Annotated in this window: 13 protein-coding genes and 3 pseudogenes; 5 read left to right on the top strand and 11 right to left on the bottom strand. The window is 59.2% G+C overall.

Annotated elements, in window-relative coordinates; all coding sequences use genetic code 11:
* Positions 1-27: 27 nt before the first annotated feature.
* The 4 genes from BZK31_RS06210 to BZK31_RS06195 are packed head-to-tail and all read right to left on the bottom strand — an operon-like array spanning position 28 to position 4,862.
* The gene (locus BZK31_RS06210; RefSeq protein WP_083181914.1) at positions 28-666 is read right to left on the bottom strand and encodes a response regulator transcription factor; all 639 of its coding nucleotides are present in this window, start codon (positions 664-666) and stop codon (positions 28-30) included.
* Positions 666-1,730, bottom strand: a complete 1,065-nt coding sequence (locus tag BZK31_RS06205) for a sensor histidine kinase (RefSeq protein ID WP_083181950.1) — start codon at positions 1,728-1,730, stop codon at positions 666-668. The genes BZK31_RS06210 and BZK31_RS06205 overlap by 1 nt, the downstream gene beginning before the upstream one ends.
* A 50-nt stretch (positions 1,731-1,780) precedes the next feature.
* Positions 1,781-3,082 carry an ABC transporter ATP-binding protein gene (locus BZK31_RS06200; RefSeq protein WP_083181913.1) on the bottom strand — a complete coding sequence of 434 codons (1,302 nt, stop codon included), beginning with the start codon at positions 3,080-3,082 and terminating at the stop codon, positions 1,781-1,783.
* 25 nt (positions 3,083-3,107) lie between these two features.
* On the bottom strand, positions 3,108-4,862 hold the full coding sequence (locus BZK31_RS06195; protein ID WP_083181912.1) for an ABC transporter permease: 1,755 nt from the start codon (positions 4,860-4,862) through the stop codon (positions 3,108-3,110).
* 176 nt (positions 4,863-5,038) lie between these two features.
* Between BZK31_RS06195 and BZK31_RS06190 the strand changes: the two genes are divergently transcribed.
* Positions 5,039-5,857, top strand: a complete 819-nt coding sequence (locus tag BZK31_RS06190; protein ID WP_083181911.1) for a substrate-binding periplasmic protein — start codon at positions 5,039-5,041, stop codon at positions 5,855-5,857.
* 182 nt (positions 5,858-6,039) lie between these two features.
* On the opposite strand, the pseudogene BZK31_RS30770 reads toward BZK31_RS06190, so the two are convergent.
* From BZK31_RS30770 to BZK31_RS06170, 6 genes and pseudogenes are all read right to left on the bottom strand, one after another.
* Positions 6,040-6,633: pseudogene (locus BZK31_RS30770) on the bottom strand (methyl-accepting chemotaxis protein); the annotation flags it as partial.
* A 309-nt stretch (positions 6,634-6,942) separates the two neighbouring features.
* Positions 6,943-7,929, bottom strand: a pseudogene (locus tag BZK31_RS30765) (methyl-accepting chemotaxis protein); the annotation flags it as partial.
* A 288-nt stretch (positions 7,930-8,217) separates the two neighbouring features.
* Positions 8,218-8,979, bottom strand: a complete 762-nt coding sequence (locus BZK31_RS30550; RefSeq protein ID WP_415639683.1) for a methyl-accepting chemotaxis protein — start codon at positions 8,977-8,979, stop codon at positions 8,218-8,220.
* 108 nt (positions 8,980-9,087) lie between these two features.
* Positions 9,088-9,255: pseudogene (locus BZK31_RS30545) on the bottom strand (HAMP domain-containing protein); the annotation flags it as partial.
* 1,319 nt (positions 9,256-10,574) lie between these two features.
* Positions 10,575-10,796 (bottom strand): hypothetical protein, encoded by a 222-nt coding sequence (locus BZK31_RS06175; RefSeq protein WP_083181949.1) that lies wholly within the window; start codon positions 10,794-10,796, stop codon positions 10,575-10,577.
* Between the two features lie 101 nt (positions 10,797-10,897).
* A complete protein-coding gene (locus tag BZK31_RS06170; protein WP_083181908.1) occupies positions 10,898-11,122 on the bottom strand; it encodes a DUF6555 family protein in 225 nt (74 codons plus the stop codon).
* Positions 11,123-11,552: 430 nt separating this feature from the next.
* On the opposite strand from BZK31_RS06170, the gene BZK31_RS06165 reads away from it, so the two are divergent.
* Together BZK31_RS06165 and BZK31_RS30015 are read left to right on the top strand one after the other, a co-directional pair.
* Entirely contained in the window at positions 11,553-12,434 is an 882-nt protein-coding gene (locus BZK31_RS06165) for a manganese catalase family protein (protein ID WP_083181907.1), read from the top strand.
* A gap of 44 nt (positions 12,435-12,478) precedes the next feature.
* A complete protein-coding gene (locus BZK31_RS30015) occupies positions 12,479-12,664 on the top strand; it encodes a hypothetical protein (RefSeq protein WP_083181906.1) in 186 nt (61 codons plus the stop codon).
* 383 nt (positions 12,665-13,047) lie between these two features.
* Here the strand turns inward: BZK31_RS30015 and cysC are convergent, their stop codons facing one another.
* The gene (gene cysC, locus BZK31_RS06155) at positions 13,048-13,653 is read right to left on the bottom strand and encodes an adenylyl-sulfate kinase (RefSeq protein ID WP_083181905.1); all 606 of its coding nucleotides are present in this window, start codon (positions 13,651-13,653) and stop codon (positions 13,048-13,050) included.
* Between the two features lie 237 nt (positions 13,654-13,890).
* Between cysC and BZK31_RS06150 the strand changes: the two genes are divergently transcribed.
* Together BZK31_RS06150 and BZK31_RS06145 are read left to right on the top strand one after the other, a co-directional pair.
* Complete coding sequence (locus BZK31_RS06150; protein WP_083181904.1) at positions 13,891-15,342, top strand: iron-containing redox enzyme family protein; 1,452 nt, start codon at positions 13,891-13,893, stop codon at positions 15,340-15,342.
* On the top strand, positions 15,339-16,283 hold the full coding sequence (locus tag BZK31_RS06145; RefSeq protein ID WP_083181903.1) for a methyltransferase: 945 nt from the start codon (positions 15,339-15,341) through the stop codon (positions 16,281-16,283). Before BZK31_RS06150 ends, BZK31_RS06145 begins: the two co-directional genes overlap by 4 nt.
* The last annotated feature ends 72 nt before the right edge of the window (positions 16,284-16,355 follow it).

The following is a 16,355-nucleotide window of genomic DNA, read 5'->3' as shown; positions in this document are numbered from 1 at the left end:
CCGCTGCGCAGGCTCATGAGCGAAGATTCACGATTGGACCTGCAACCGCTCGGCAAACTTGACCAGTTCGGCCAGCGAGTCGGCTTCCATCTTGCGCATCACCGAGCCGCGGCGGACTTTCACGGTGATTTCGCTGACGTTAAGACGGGACGCGATTTGCTTGTTCAGCAGGCCGCTGACCACCAGCGCCATCACCTGCTGCTCTCCCTGATTGAGGCTTGCGTAGCGACGGCGCAGTTCGGCTTCGACCGCAGCGTTCTGACGGCGCACGCGATCCAGCGCCAGCCCTTGTTGAATCGCATCCAGCAAGTCCTGCTCGCGGAATGGTTTGGTCAGAAACTCCACCGCCCCGGCTTTCATCGCCCGTACCGACATGGGAATGTCGCCATGCCCGGTGATGAAGATGACAGGCAGGAAAATCCCCGAACGCGCCATCTGTTCCTGAAAATCCAGACCGCTCATACCGGGCATGCGAATGTCCAGAATCAGGCAGCCCGGCGCATCCTGTCGCGGCGTGTCCATGAACTGTTGCGTGGAGCCGAACAACTGGCTGCGCAGCCCGACCGAGGCCAGCAGATCCTCCAGTGACGTGCGCACCGACAGGTCATCGTCGATCACATAAATGACCGGCTCTTCAGCCTGCGTCGCGGTGTCGATCGTTTTCATCAGGATTCCATCTTTCCAGTGGGCAGGGTGAAATGAAACGTAGCACCGACGGACGGATTGGGCGTGACCCAGATTCGTCCGCCATGGGCTTCGATGATCGAGCGACTGATCGCCAGACCGATTCCCATCCCCTCCTCCTTGGTCGTGTAAAACGCGTCGAAGATTCGCTCCAGGTTTTCCGGTTGCACGCCGATGCCGTTGTCACTGACCGAGAATCTCACCTCGCCGCCCGCGTTCAAGTCCACCACCACTTTCAGCCTGGCCTTGCCGGGCTCGACCTTCCTCATGGCATCCACTGCATTGAGCATCAGGTTCAGCACCACTTGCTGGATCTGCACTCTGTCAGCCAGCAGCGGCGGCAACCCTTCGGACACCTCGACGTCGAGCGTGACCTGCTGGCCGTCGATTTCACTGTGCGCCAATGAAACGATTTCGGCCACGGTGTCCGCCACATTGATCCATTCCTTGTGCGCCGCCGACCGCTTGGCCAGGGCGCGCACGCGCACGATGATATCCCCCGCCCGGTTGGCGTCGCCGATCATGCGCGCCAGCGCCTGCCGCGCACGGTCCAGATTGGCGGGTTCGGCGGCCAGCCAGCGCGTGCAGGCGTTGCCGCTGGTGACGATGGCCGACAATGGCTGGTTGATTTCATGGGCGATGGACGCGGTCAGCTCGCCCAGCATGTTGACCCTGGCGATCTGCGCAAGCTGTGAGCGGGCTTCGTGAACCGAGCGGATGGCCACCGCCATGCGCAACGCCAGGTAAGTGGCCATCGCAATGGCCGCCAGGCTGATGACGCAGTTGATCAAAGCCGCCTCGCTGCCACGGGACAAGGTCAATTCGTAACTGAGCACCGTCAGCGCCATGCAGGTCAGCGCCACGGCAATCACGCCGCCCACCGGCAGGAACCTGACCGCCATCAGCACCACGGCGATCTGGAATACGCCGACGGCGATTTCCAGGTCAGTCAGGGTATCGGCGATGGCAATGACGATTGCCAGCCCCAGCAAGGCGGCCAGCCTGATCGCCATTGCGGCCTTGCCAAAGGATTCAGGCTCGCGCATCTGCAACATCTCGCTCGTTCAAAGGGCCCGCGCAGTATGGCTGACCCGCGTCAGGAAGGGTTGTCCAGACTGAACTGATCGGCCAGCTCATCGTAGGCGAACAGTTCGGCATAACGTCCCCATTGGGTGACGGCGTCCAGTGTCTGACGGGCATCGCTCTCGGACATGAAATCTTCCAGTTGATCGCGAAAACGGCGCGCCGGCGCGACATGCGTCGGGCGATCATCCAGCACCCGTCGAATGTGCGCCACCAGCGGCACGAAGCTCAACAGATGCTGGGCGAACAGTTGCTTGCGCTCGTCAACATCCGCCAGCGCATAGCGATTCGCGGCAGGCAACAGGCGGATGTCGCCACCCTTGAGTTCAGCGAAGCGCAGCAGCTGCAGCACCTCGGCAATCGGAAACAGCTCGTCTGCGTTGTAATGCAGCGCACCGGCCAGCTCCGGCAGATCGGCCTTCATGCCATAGGGCGGCGCATGAATCGCCTCGATCAGACCGGCCAGCGCGTTGGTGGACACCTGCGGCAGCACCATGCCCAACCCGGTGCCGGGGAACACGCCCTGACGGATTTCCCCCGCGTCGCTGTCCTGGGTCATCAGCACATAGATCTCCTCGACCAGCGCCTGAAACACCGGGTCCTGACGGTTGCGCGGCTGCGGCAGGTCGACCTTGATTTCGCTGATCACTCGCCCGGGATTGGAGGAGAACAGCAGAATGCGGTCGCACATCAGCACGGCCTCGGCGATGTTGTGGGTGACCATCAGGATCGATTTGATGGGCATGCGCCCTTCGCTCCACATGTCCAGCAGATCGGTACGCAGGGTTTCCGCCGTCAGGACATCGAGCGCCGAGAAGGGCTCGTCCATCAGCAGCACGTCCGGGTCGATCACCAGCGCACGGGCCATGCCGACCCGCTGACGCATACCGCCCGAGAGCTCCTTGGGGTAAGCGCTCTCGAAACCGTCCAGACCGATCAGGTCAATGGCCGCCAGCGCGCGTTTGCGTCGCGCCTGCGCCGGCACACCTTGAGCTTCGAGCCCGACTTCGACGTTCTGCAGCACCGTCAGCCAGGGAAACAGCGCAAAGCTCTGGAACACCATGCCCACCGACATGGCCTTTCCCGGCGCATGGTTGGGGAAGGTCACCTGACCTTCGGTCGGCACCACCAGGCCCGCAATGGAGCGCAGCAACGTGGACTTGCCCGAGCCGGACCGGCCGAGCAGACCAATGATTTCGTTTTCGTTGAGTTGCAGCGTTACGTCGTCCAGCACCAGCCGCTCTTTGCTGGCCTTGCCGTACACATGTCGAACCTTCTGCACATCCACCAGGCAACGTTTTTCGACAGCCATCATAGTGGCGCCCTCCTTCAGGCAAGATTCAGACAAGACTCAGGCGTCGCTCGGCGAACCCGTACAGCGGACGCCACAGCAGCCGGTTGAATGCGATCACGAAGACCGACATCACCGCGATGCCCAGCGCGACCCGCGCGTAGTCGCCCGCCTGGGTGGCGTTGGCGATGTACGACCCCAGCCCGGCGGCCTCCAGATGTTTATCGCCCCAGGACACGGCCTCGGCCACGATGCTGGCGTTCCACGACCCGCCCGACGCCGTCAGGGCACCGGTGACGTAGTACGGAAAAACGCCTGGCAGCGCGACCCGACGCCACCACTGCCAGCCACGCATGTTGAACAGCGTGGCGGCCTCGCGCAGGTCGGTGGGCAAGGCACTGGCACCGGCGATGACGTTGAACAGGATGTACCACTGCGTACCCAGCACCATCAACGGCGACAGCCAGATGTCGGGGTTCAGGTGCAGTCCGACGATGGCGATCACCGCGAAGGGAAACAGCACGTTCGCCGGGAAGGCCGCCAGAAACTGTGCAATCGGTTGCAGCCGCTCGGCCCATACCGGACGCAGCCCGATCCATACGCCAATCGGCACCCAGATCACGCTGGCGATCACAATCAGCACACTCACCCGCAGCATGGTTGCCAGGCCGAGGCCGAACGCGGTCGCCAGATCCGTCAGTCCCAGCGAGGCCTCGATGAACCGGAACAGCGCGACACTGCCCGCGACACACGCAGCAATCACCAGTCCCAGCCAGAGGTTGTCGAGCAACCGGCTGACGCCAGGCGTCGGGCGCACTTTCCAGAAACGCGTCAACAGGCTCCAGTCGATCAGCATCACAGTCTTCCAGGGCGCGGCCAGCACAGCGCCCAGCAGTGGCGCCAGTCGGGAACGTCCGAGCAGGCGGTACATCCAGGAGCGCGGACGCTTCAGCGATGCGGTCTGTTCGAAGCGGAATTTGTCCGCCCACGCCACCACCGGCCGAAACAGCAACTGGTCGTAAGCCAGAATCACCAGCGCCATCGCAGCCACGGCCCAGGCAATCGCCGCCAGGTCTTTCTGCTCGATCGCCAGCGCCAGCCATGAGCCGATGCCGGGCAGATTGACGGTGGTGTCACCGACCGATATCGCTTCGCAGGCCACCACGAAAAACCAGCCGCCAGACATCGACATCATCATGTTCCAGACCAGCCCCGGAATGGCGAAAGGCAGTTCCAGCCGGGTGAACCTGAGTACCGGTGACAGACCGAACTGGCGACTGACTTCATGCAGGTCGTTCGGCACGGTGCGCAGCGACTGATAAAAACTGAACGCCATGTTCCAGGCCTGGCTGGTGAAGATGGCAAAGATCGCAGCGCACTCGACACCCAGTTGCCGACCGGGAAACAGCCCGGTGAAGAAAGTCACGGTGAACGTCAGAAACCCCAGTACCGGAACCGATTGAAGAATATCCAGCGCCGGAATGATCACCTGTTCAGCCTTGCGACTTTTGGCCGCCAGCGTGGCCACGATAAAGGTGAAGATCAGCGACGCGGCCAAGGCGATGAACATGCGCAATGTCGTGCGCAGCGCATATTCAGGCAGACGGGCCGGATCGAGCGTCACCGGGCTTGAAGTCAGCAATGACAATGGCTGGAACATTTGCCCGATGCCGTGCAGCAACAAGGCGACCACCAGCATCAGTAACGCCAGGCAGGCGAGGTCGGCCGCATAAGGCACGCGAGCTCTGACTTCGCCATATCGAGTGGCGCGCAGGCTTTTGCCAGGTTCGAATATCGAATGCATTTGCTCACCTCGAAACGGCTGCACGGGCTCGCACCGACAACGTTTCAGAAAACGGACTGTCAGCGGATACAGAGAAATGGCAGTGGATGTTTAACCACAGGTTGAATGAAAGCTTATCGACTTTTGACCCGTGTTTAAAACCTGCAAACGTAGAGCGTGTCGACCCGAAAGTATGAATGTCATATACCAAGGTATATACAGACTCATTGTCGGTCGGCACTGCGAAAGGGTATCGAATGAGGCTATTTCGTTTTCTCGTCATCGGGTGCGCCTTGGCAGGGTTACAACCCGTGGCGCAGGCACAGACGTATGTCGCCGCCAGCACAGAATGGCGTCCTTTTGTCTACACCGACGAGTACGGCACGTTGCGCGGCGTCTCCACGGACATTGCCCGTCAGGTATTCAAACAGGCGACTATCGATGTCCGTTTTATTTCCTACCCGGCCAACCGTATGAAGGTGATGCTAGACAAGGAACAGATCGATATCAGTTACGCTGAATCGCCGGAATGGACCAGCGCGCAGAACCAGAACAGGTTCGTATTTTCGGCTCCTTACCTCACGGTGCGCGAACACCTGTACTTCGCCGCAGATGATCCACGCTATAAAACGCCACTGAGCGAACTGCATGATGTAACGATCGGCATGGTCCGGGGCTATATCTACCGCGCGCTGGACACCGCCCTGCAGGAAAAGCGCGTCACCCGCCTGGAAACCTCGGAGGATTCAGCGCTGCTTGAATTGTTGTCGAGCCGGCGCGTGGACGCCGTTGCGATGGTCGACGACCTGTATGACTACCTGATCAGCACCCACCAGATCGCCCCCGACCGGTTTCGCCAGGGCGCGCTGCTGACCGAGTCGAGCCTGTCGATCATGCTGTCGAACAGGCATGCGGCGCTGCTGCCGAGAGTCGATGCGGCGATCCTAGACATGCAGCGTCGCGGCGAGCTGCAGCACATCCGCGACGCCTACCTGCCGACCCCGCCGCAGCGTTGACGCCGCATGACAGGTCCGCAGGAGCGGACGTGTCCGTGACGCCTGTGTTGCGATCCGCGCATCGGGTGTAGCGATCTTTTCGCGGACAAGTCCGCTCCCACACGGATAGGCATCAAACCCGGAAGTGACTCCCACAATGGATAGGGATCAAACCCGGAGGTAGCTCCCACAACGGATAGGGATCAAACGCGGAAGTGACTGACCAGCATCTGCAACTGCCCACCAAGACGGGCCAGTTCGACGCTGGACGCGGCGGTTTCTTCGCTGGCTTCGGCAGTCTGCTCGGATACGTCGCGAACGTTGACGATACTGCGGCTGATCTCGTCCGCCACTGAGCTTTGCTGCTCGGCGGCCGCAGCGATTTGCTGATTCATCGCCTGAATGTTCGACACGGTCCGGGTAATGCTTTCCAGCGACACTCCGGCCTTGCGCGTCAACTCGACGCTGCTGTCGGTCAGCGTGCGGCTGCCCAGCATGATTTCCGAGACCTGACGCGTGCCGTTCTGCAGGCCCGCCACCAGACTTTCGATTTCTTCGGTCGATTGCTGAGTACGTTGCGCCAGACCGCGCACCTCGTCCGCGACGACGGCAAAACCGCGTCCAGCCTCACCTGCGCGCGCCGCTTCGATGGCCGCATTGAGCGCCAGCAGGTTGGTCTGTTCGGCCACCGCCTTGATCACGTCCATGACTTTGCCGATCTTGTCGCTCTCTTGCTCGAGCACCGTCATGGCGTCGGACGAGCGGATGACTTCGGCAGCCAGACGCTCGATCTGGCCGATGGCCTCACCCACTACCCTGTCACCGGCGCGGGCCTCTTTATCGGCATCGGAGGCCGCAACGGAGGCCTGCTCGGCGTTGCGCGCCACTTCGTGCACGGTGGCCGACATCTCGTTCATGGCTGTGGCGACCTGATCGGTTTCGATCTTCTGGCTGTTGACGCCTGCGCTGGTCTGCTCGGTGACCGCCGACAGTTCTTCGGCTGCGCTGGCAATCTGCGTCACGCCGTCACGAATGCCGGAGATCAAATCACGCAGGGTCGCGCCCATGCGCTGGATGCCTTGCTGCAGCACGCCCAGTTCGTCGCGGCGGGTGACGATGACAGTGTGGGTCAGGTCGCCGGCTGCAATGCGATCAACAATCGCCAGTGTGTCCTGCAACGGACGGGTGATTTGCCGCGTGATGGTGACCGCCGCCAGAACGCCGAGTACCAGCACCAGCAGGATGCAGCCGATCTGCAGATTGCGCGCCTGAGCGGTGTCCGCATCGCCGAGTTTCATTTGCAGGTCATAGAGCTCATCGCCCAGCTTGACGATGGTCGCGCCCTGTGTGGTCAGGTCCTTGCGCACCGTGGTGGCTTCCACGGTCGTCGCCTTGAACGCTTCGACCGAGGCGCGGTAGCTGCGCAGGGCATTTTCCAGTTGCACGATGTTGGCCGCGTTGTCGGCGCCAAACGTGGACTTGAGGCTGTCCAGGTGCTGAAGGGCGGTATCCAGTTGCCGGAAGACTGCCTTTTCCGACTTGTCATCAGGCTTGCCGGTGTAGCCGCGTACTTCGTAGCGCACCAGAATCAGGTCCTGACGCGCAGCGTTCACCCACTGGACCTGATCGAAACGTGCAGGGTCGGACGCATCCAGCTGCATGACGGTATCGTTGAGCGTGTCGATGGACTTCATGGCCGCGGCGGCATTGGCCGTCATGTCGGCACGCACCCTGGTACCGGACTGGTAAACCGCACGCATCTGATTCAGCGAGGCTTCGTAGCTGCGGATGGCATCGCTGAGCTGTCTGAGCGGCTTGACGTTGGCCGGGTTGGTGAAGGTATTCAGCAGTAACTGCTGATGCTGCTTGAAGACATCCAGCTTGCTCTGCATGTTCTGCGCGGCGGTTTCGTCACCGTCGGTCAGCATGTACTGCAGTCGCGCAATTCGCAGGTCGGTCAGTTTGTTGCCGAGTTGGGTGATGTCACCGATTCTGTCGGTGCGGTAGATGAGCTTGTCGAGGCTGGTCCAGCCGACCAGGGCGAGTATCGCAGTGAAGAAAAGGACTGTTCCAAAACCCAGAGCCAACTTCATGTTGACGCTGATGTTCGCAAAGCTACTGTTCATGAAATCTCCTGAATATGCTTTTTATGCGCAACGAAAGAGCTGAAGATTTGTTTTTATGAACAGCAAACCTGCGCGCTAGAGCTATCGGCTGGCACCCGTCAAAACTTGATCGAAAAGACAGAATGAATGCCGGAGACCATTCGGGACCGTTGTCGGGGAGATGTTTTGAGGAGGGATGAGTGCTGGCTGGATGCGCCTCAAGGACCGGGCAGAGGCCGGACCTGTGAGGCGCAGTTCACGATCAGTGCGTGAGGGTCAGGCACCCAGTTTGAAGCGCGATACGACCGAGCGCATTTCAGTGGCGACGCGACCCAGTTCGTCAGCGGTGGTGGCGTTGTTTTCGATGCCTTGCATCAGCGTTCCGGAGCTGCTGCGGATACCCATCACGTTGCGGTTGATGTCTTCGGACACCGCATGCTGCTGCACGGCAGCGCTGGCGATCTGGGTGTTCATTTCAACGATACGCTCCACGCCCTGGCTGATGCTCGACAGGCTGCCCGAGGCTTCGCCCGCCGCGCTGATGCACGCCTGGGCTTTCTGCTGACCGGCCTGCATCTGCTGCACGGCGGCTTCGGTCGCGCCTTGCAGCTGCTGGATGATCGTACGGATTTCTTCGGTGGACGCCTGAGTACGCGACGCCAGGGTACGCACTTCGTCAGCGACGACCGCAAAACCACGCCCCTGCTCGCCGGCACGCGCCGCTTCGATGGCGGCGTTCAATGCCAGCAGATTGGTCTGGTCGGCGATGGTGCTGATGACCTGAATCACGCCGCCGATTGACTGGCTGTGCGCCGCCAGTGCCTGTACTTTCTGCGCGCTGAGTTCGACTTCTTCGGCAAGCGCCTGAATGGTGGAATGCGCCTGGTGCATAACCCTCAACCCGGTGCGCGACGCAGTGTTGGCTTCATCTGCGGCCTGCGCGGCGCCTTCCGTGTTCTGCGCGACGTCGGCGACACTGGCGGTCATTTCGTTGATGGCGGTGGCCACCTGTTCGGTTTCGGCCTGCTGGGCGTTCATCGACTCCTTGGCCAGGCTGATGGAGTTACCCAGTCGGGCGGCGACTTCGGACAGTTCGTAAGAGGTGCGATCCATGTGCGAAATGGAGCCTGCAAATGCTTCGGCCATCCGGTTCAGACCGTTGCCGATATCCGCCACTTCGTCCTGACTGCCGACCTGAACACGCGCACTCAGATCACCTTCGCCCAGACGGCGCGTAACTTCGAGCAAGCCGTCGATCGCCTGGCGCAACGCACGATAGATGCTGCAGAAGGCGTAGAGCAGCAACAAGCCCATGATCACGCACATGGCGATGACCGTTTCACGCTGCACCAGCAGCGCCTCGTAACGGGAGTCCAGTTCGCCCTGCAATGCACTCTGGATTTCGTCCTGCGCCTTGTAGAACGACGCGACCACCACGTTGCCGCGAGCACTCAAGGCCTGGCCTTGCTGCACCGATAGGTCCGCACCCTTTACATAGGCCTGAAGGTCACCGCGCAAGCTGTCCATTGCCGCGATGGCCGTGACGACTGGCCCGTTGACCCGCTCGCTCAGTTCAGGATCGCGACGCTTGAGCAGGCGAATGCTCTGCTCGAGTTCAAGCCGTGTCTGCGCTTCCTGTTTGAACAGCCCGTCGAGTGAGCCAAGCATGGCCGGACTCAGATTATTGCCCGAGCTCAGGCCCGCTGCGATGCCACGAATCTGTCCCACAACGTTGATCTGACGAGGCATGCGGATGGTGCTCAGGTCTATCAGGAACAGCGATGCGTAGTCTTCATCGAGCACCAGACCGGACGTGGCCGACAGGTAATAAATGAGGTTGAGCGTCTGGGTCAGTTGTTCATTCCACTTGGCGAACATCTCCTCCGGCACGGCACCAGGCTTGACGCTGTCCATCAGCGACCGGGCGCTTTCGAGCAAGCGTTGCACGCGACCTTCGGTCTCCAGCGTGCGGCCATGACGTGCGTCGATGTCGGCCAGATTGGCGAATGCCGTTTCAAGCTGGGTGCGATTGTTTGCCAGATCCTGCGTGGCGGAACCGTCCCCTGACAGAACCCGATTGCTCAACGCCCGCTGCAGCATCGACAGGCGCAACACCGGTGTGACGACATGGAGGTATTCCCGGCCCAGACGCTCTTGGGCAACGGTGTCGATACTTGCATTGAGGCTGTTGAAAACCCGCATCCCGAGGACCAGGAGCGGAATGATAATGATCATGGCCAGTACAGCGAATTTGGCAGGGAAACGCAGGCGGTTAGTCAGGTAGATACCGGGCGACAGGATGTTCATATCGTTCTCTTTTTAATAGGGGGCCTGATCCGGCTGAAAGAACTCCCTTCTTTACATCGTGACAGGTGGGCAGTGAGTCACGTTTACAACTGGAAGGATGGATCTGACCAGATGAAGGCATTGTGACATCATTTCAGAGCCTGCCCTCATTGGTTAGTTCAATAGGGGTCATGCATTCCGATACCGATCTATCGGCCTATCTGGAGGAAACGTGAGGAGGAAAACGCGACGTAAAACCAACGCCTGTCAATAACGCGAAGATGGGCTTTGTGTAACTCACTGTTTCAAATGGAGACCGGCCAAAACGCGTGGCGAACGCAAAGCAGTCAGCGTCCTGAATCGTTTCTGGCGCCTTGTCGATTCTTTCTGAAACCTCTCAAATTGATCGCACCCAAAAAAAGTTGCAGCACGATCAGCGCATAGGCGTTTGCGTGAAGGCCCCAGATGACCCAGAGAACGTTGCTGAGGATGAAGCACCAGAAGGCAAGCATCCGCTTCTGCGGTTGCTGGGACCCGATGAACCAGGCCGCCACAACCGTCACGGCCATGGCTGGCCACTGAATAAGATCAATCACATCGCCTCCATTCACCGCCGTGCGACTTCAAGGCTGCACGTGGTGAAGGTCGTTTGTCGCTTTACCTTGAAGCCTCACGCCCTCTTCCATTCCACATTCGACAGCCCGAGCTTTTCAGCCTGGGGTTTGCTCAGCTTAGGCACCCGATCGGATCGATACTTGGGAATGGAGCCAAAACCGGCATCGACCGTCGCCCAGTGCCAGGCTTCCTGATTGTCCATGTTGACGGCCCTGATATAGAAGGTCTTATAGCTACCGTGCAGCAAATAATCGATCCGGTAGTGTTTTTCATCTGCCATTTTGTTGCTCCTGCTTTGTCCACTCGCAAAACAGATCGTGGTGGTTTCGAAAAATTCCAAGTATTTACGCAGGCTTTTTATGCGATATCACATGGCCACCTCTTTCAATCATTCCTGATACTCAACTTCAAAAAACCAGACCATAGTTATTGTTAATAACGGCGAAAAACTGCCTGTTTATCAAGCCGTTTGACAAATACGTATACGGCCCCTGTATTCAGAAGCCGTGCGGACTGTTCAAGTATGTTTTTACACAGACGTAGGAAATAACGAAATTCTATTGAACTCGATTTATTTAACCACCCATCCTGTAAATGCTCATTGCGAGCAACATTCCGCCACGCGCTTTCTCATAACTCTTGACTGCGTCATGTCACGCTCACCTCGTGTGAGTCGACGCTTCCCAAGAGAGTCAGCCTGAGGAAACGATATGTTCATACATAACAAGCGCCTTCAGTACACCGTCCGTGTAGCCCGTCCAAACCCGGGACTTGCCAACCTTCTGCTGGAGCAATTCGGCGGCGCTCAAGGCGAGCTTGCCGCTGCGGGACGCTACTTTACCCAGGGTTTGAGTGAAGACGATCCAGGTCGCAAAGACCTGTTGATGGACATCGCAACAGAGGAGCTCAGCCATCTGGAAATCGTCGGCTCCATTATTGTCATGCTCAACAAAGGTGCCAAGGGCCAGTTGGCCGAAGGCATTCAGGAGGAAGGCGAGTTGTACCGGGCCCTCAATGGCGCAGGCAATGACTCGCACATCACCAGCCTGCTCTATGGCGCAGGCGCGCCTTTGGTCAACTCCGCGGGTGTGCCCTGGACCGCCGCCTATATCGACACCATTGGCGAACCCACTGCCGACTTTCGTTCCAACATCGCTGCCGAAGCACGGGCCAAGATCGTTTACGAACGCTTGATGAACGTCACCGATGACCCAGGCGTGAAAGAGGCGCTGGGCTTTCTGATGACGCGCGAAATCGCTCACCAGTTGTCCTTTGAAAAAGCGTTGCATGCCATCCAGCCCAACTTCCCGCAAGGCAAGCTGCCAGGCATGCCCGAGTTCACCAACAAGTATTTCAATATGTCTGGCGAGCCCAATGTACGCGGGGCCTGGAATCAGGGCGAAGAATGGGAATACGTCGAATCGCCACAGCCTGCGGTCGATGGCGGAGACGGTTCCGCTTCAGTCACGCTGAACGCGGACGATGCGGCAGTCCTGGAAGCGATGAAAACGCGCACCACGTCCGATCCACAAGCCAATCCTGTTACCGGTGCAGACCTGGGATCGGGATTCGTCCAAGGCAAGGCGCTTTGACGCGCAACAGCCGTCGGCTTTCGATGAACATGGAGATAGACATCATGAAGACACCCCCTTCGCTCTCACCGTTTCAGAATGCGAATGAACTGAGCGACGCAGTGTTTCATAAGGGCCTTCAGTCCTTTGAGGCGCAAGCACGTTTGGCCCGCCGAGGCTTTCAGGTCGTCATGGCGACCCGTGTATTCGGCGTCGGCTCTTTGCTCGACAACCATTTACCCCGTCGCTGACATCAATATGTCGTTATTGATATGCCTCGTAGAGAGACAAGCTTGAAGACACACACGAAAGCCGGCGTTTAGCCGGTTTTTTTGTAGGCGTGCAGTTTGAATTAGTTGGCATACCCGACACTCACGCCCCGAATGAGTGCCGTGGACGGTGAGTGTGTGACGGGATATACAAGCCGGCACACCGCATGATGCGAGCCTGATAGGCTCCATTCATGCGGTCGGACCAGATTACTGTCTGGCAACATCACCGCCATGAGCTGCAGCCAGCTTGCCGTTTTCGATCTCCGCGATGCCTTTGGCAGACACTTCATCGCAGCACGCGGCCGCTGTACAGGCCCTTGAGCAGATTCCGGCATTCATCGCCGCTTGCTCGCCAGGCAACCCTAAACTTCCTTCTTCAACAGGGGCAAGATCCTTTCCAGACATTGCTCGACCGACAGTGCGCTGGTATCCAGAAGCAGGTCGGCATTGAGCGGCTGCTCATAAGGAGCGCTGATACCTGTGAAGTTTTTCAGCTCGCCGGTCGAGGCCTTGTGATAAAGCCCTTTGGGGTCTCGCTTGATGCAGGTTTCCAGCGGCGTGCTGATGAACACTTCGACAAACCGGTCAGCGCCGATGATCGAACGAGCCCTTTGCCGATCATCCCGATAGGGGGAAATGAACGAGGTGATCACGATCAGACCCGAATCGTTCATGAGCCGGGCGACCTCGGCGATGCGCCTTATATTTTCCGATCTGTCGGCCGCGCCAAACCCCAGATCCCGACACAGCCCCTGACGAACATTATCGCCATCCAGCGTGCAGGCCACCCGGCCCATGTCGAACAGCGCGCGTTCCAGCGCGAACGCCAGGGTCGATTTTCCCGAGCCACTGAGCCCGGTCAGCCAGAACGTGCCTGGCGTTTGCCTCAACAGTGCTTCGCGGTCAGAGGCACTGACCTGGCTGGATGGCCAGACCCAAGGCTCTGAATCAGAGGGCGGCTTGTTCATGAGCGTCCATTCAAGATGTTCAAACGTAGCGCGAGAATAGCGTCTTTGGCGGCTGGCTAGCCATCTACGCCTAGCGATTCACTCCTCGGTCTCCCGCCAGACAAAATGCCACCCATCGGTAGTCGACAAGAAACGCTGAATTTTCCAAACAGCCAGATACTCTTTTTTCTATAGAACAACAGAAAGTCTCGTGCGACCGCTTCTCTCGCGACTCTCAACTGCCGAGGTACGATTTTTATGACGTCTCTTCAATTGATAACAGGCAGTACTGTCATCAAACCGACCGTAGTGGAAGAAGAATCAAAAGCTGTCTATCAATCCCTCATGAGTGAAGGTGCTGCGGAGCAGCGAAACGAAGCAGTCGTTTTTCTCGAACGTTGCCTGGCGCTGGCGGACCGGGAAGCCTGCGAGCTTCCTGAGCAGCCGGACGCGCTGGAGCAGTGGATCGAGCAGAACGTCGCTCAGGTCGCCGAGCAATATGCGTTGTATCTGGAACAGCGCCGCGCCGGTCAGCCGCGACGCTTTTTCAAGAACAAAGCCCATGCGATGTATTTCATCCAGCAGGTCGCGCCTACCAAACTGGTGGACGGGGCGTGGCTGTACGGGCTGCTACCACATTGGGCGGATTACCGGTTCCACGGGCTGATACGCACGTATCTGGAAGAGCTGGGAGATGGCGAGCAGGCGCAGAACCATGTGTCGCTGTACCGCAAGCTGATGGCTGACCTGGACTGCGACGGCTCGGTGCCGTTGCAGGATGAGGCGTATCTGCAGGGCGCTATCCAGTTGTCGTTGGGGCACTTGAGCGATGAGTTCCTTCCCGAAGTGATCGGCTACAACTTGGGTTATGAGCAATTGCCCCTGCATTTGCTGATCACCTCGTTCGAGCTTAACGAACTGGGCATCGATCCTTATTACTTCACCCTGCACGTCACTATCGACAACGCCAGCACTGGCCATGCACGCAAGGCTGCGCAAAGTGTCATGTCGCTGTTGCCGACCGGGCAGGAGCGCGATGCGTTCTATCGTCGGGTGGCCAGCGGGTTCAAACTCAACGAACTGGGCATTGGTTCATCGGCAGTGATTCAGTCGTTCGATCTGGAACAGGAAGTGATCGCCATGCTCGAGCGCAAGCGCACCTTTGGCCAGCACATGCATTCCGATTACTGTCGGCTGGACGGCAAGACCGTCAACGAGTGGCTCGCCAAGCCGGATCAGATTCCTGAATTTCTCAACGTTCTGGAAAATCGCGGCTGGATCAAGCGTCACCAGGACCCGATCCACAGCCGTTTCTGGCAACTGTTCGAAGGGGTTGGAGCCCCCATGTTCGGTGTGTTCAACGGTTATGAAAAACAGCTGGTGCATGACTGGATCGCCGGTGACTGGCTGGCGGATGGAAGCGCTCAGCCGAGTGCCGGTAAACGCCTGCCCGAAGCGTTCCGCTCACGGTTTCGCAACTTGCCGGGCAGCGGTCAGTACGCTCCGGCACAGGCACTTGACGCCGAAGTCGATGCCGACCCGGATGTCCGGGAACTGCACGGAAAACTCGCCTGCGTTGCCGCTGCCGAAAAGATGCCTGCATTGATCGAAAGCATGTCACCCGCACGCCATGCGAGCGCCGCCGGTCTCTACGCCACGCGCTTGTTCGTATCACACATGGCCGAGCGTATGACAGGAGCCCGAGCATGAGCCTGACGTTGCCGGACCGCACGGCACTGATCGCCCTGGCGCAGCGGCTGAAAGCGGGCAGTTACCGTTTCATCACGCCGACACCTCTGACCCATCAACGGGTCAATGATCGTCCGGAAAACCGCGCCGCATCGTCGTTGCGAGACGTATTCGGATGGAGCCGGATTATTCCGGAGTCCATGCTGCCGGTCTCGGAAGCACAAGGCTTGCTGGAAGCCGGCGTTCTGCAAAGAAGTGAGGACGGCTTGAAAAGCCGGGTCAGGTTTTCAAGCCTCAATGACCTGCTGCTGGTGCATTCGGCGTACCCGACCCACGATGAAGACTCAGTGTTTTTCGGACCGGATACCTATCGTTTCGCTCAGTCGATTGAGCGGCATCTGCACAGCACATCACACCTGATCAAGCGTGCCGTGGACATCGGCTGCGGCACGGGCGCCGGGGCGCTGCTCATCGCTCAGGCAAGACCGGACGCGCAAGTTCACGCCGTGGATATCAATCCCAAAGCGCTGCACTTCGCGCAGGTCAACGCCACCGTCGCCGGGCTGGACAATCTCGAATGCAGCCACAGTGATGTGCTCACAGGCCTGACCGGCAGCTTCGATCTGATCGTCGCCAATCCGCCGTACATGAAAGACACCCAAAAACGCGCCTATCGCCACGGCGGCGATTCGCTGGGCGCGGACCTGTCGGTGCGTATCGTGCGCGAGGCCATCGACCGCCTCGCACCAGGCGGCTCGCTGCTGCTGTATACCGGTGTCGCCATGACCGGAGAGCGGGACCCGTTCTTTGACGCCGTTAAAGAGGCGATCGATCACGCAGAACTGACCTGGACCTACCGCGAACTGGATCCGGACGTGTTCGGGGAAGAGCTGCTTGAAGAAGGTTATGAAGATGCCGAGCGCATTGCAGCGGTTGAACTGGTGGTGACGCGGCGCGGGTAAAGCACAACGTATCCATACGCACGAAAAGATGTTTCACAACACGATACCCGAACCCCATGTTCGGGCATCGTG

Source organism: Pseudomonas floridensis, from assembly GCF_002087235.1.
GTDB classification, from domain to species: domain Bacteria; phylum Pseudomonadota; class Gammaproteobacteria; order Pseudomonadales; family Pseudomonadaceae; genus Aquipseudomonas; species Aquipseudomonas floridensis.
This window is presented reverse-complemented; position numbering and strand designations above follow the sequence as displayed.

Coding starts and splice junctions, on each gene's coding strand:
- BZK31_RS30015 (WP_083181906.1), top strand. CDS start 12,479: ATGAAGACACCCCCTTCGCTCTCACCGTTTCAGAATGCGAATGAACTG.
- BZK31_RS06210 (WP_083181914.1), bottom strand. CDS start 666: ATGAAAACGATCGACACCGCGACGCAGGCTGAAGAGCCGGTCATTTAT.
- BZK31_RS06150 (WP_083181904.1), top strand. CDS start 13,891: ATGACGTCTCTTCAATTGATAACAGGCAGTACTGTCATCAAACCGACC.
- BZK31_RS06175 (WP_083181949.1), bottom strand. CDS start 10,796: ATGGCCGTGACGGTTGTGGCGGCCTGGTTCATCGGGTCCCAGCAACCG.
- BZK31_RS06205 (WP_083181950.1), bottom strand. CDS start 1,730: ATGCGCGAGCCTGAATCCTTTGGCAAGGCCGCAATGGCGATCAGGCTG.
- cysC (WP_083181905.1), bottom strand. CDS start 13,653: ATGAACAAGCCGCCCTCTGATTCAGAGCCTTGGGTCTGGCCATCCAGC.
- BZK31_RS06200 (WP_083181913.1), bottom strand. CDS start 3,082: ATGATGGCTGTCGAAAAACGTTGCCTGGTGGATGTGCAGAAGGTTCGA.
- BZK31_RS06145 (WP_083181903.1), top strand. CDS start 15,339: ATGAGCCTGACGTTGCCGGACCGCACGGCACTGATCGCCCTGGCGCAG.
- BZK31_RS06190 (WP_083181911.1), top strand. CDS start 5,039: ATGTCATATACCAAGGTATATACAGACTCATTGTCGGTCGGCACTGCG.
- BZK31_RS06195 (WP_083181912.1), bottom strand. CDS start 4,862: ATGCATTCGATATTCGAACCTGGCAAAAGCCTGCGCGCCACTCGATAT.
- BZK31_RS06165 (WP_083181907.1), top strand. CDS start 11,553: ATGTTCATACATAACAAGCGCCTTCAGTACACCGTCCGTGTAGCCCGT.
- BZK31_RS06170 (WP_083181908.1), bottom strand. CDS start 11,122: ATGGCAGATGAAAAACACTACCGGATCGATTATTTGCTGCACGGTAGC.
- BZK31_RS30550 (WP_415639683.1), bottom strand. CDS start 8,979: ATGAACGCCCAGCAGGCCGAAACCGAACAGGTGGCCACCGCCATCAAC.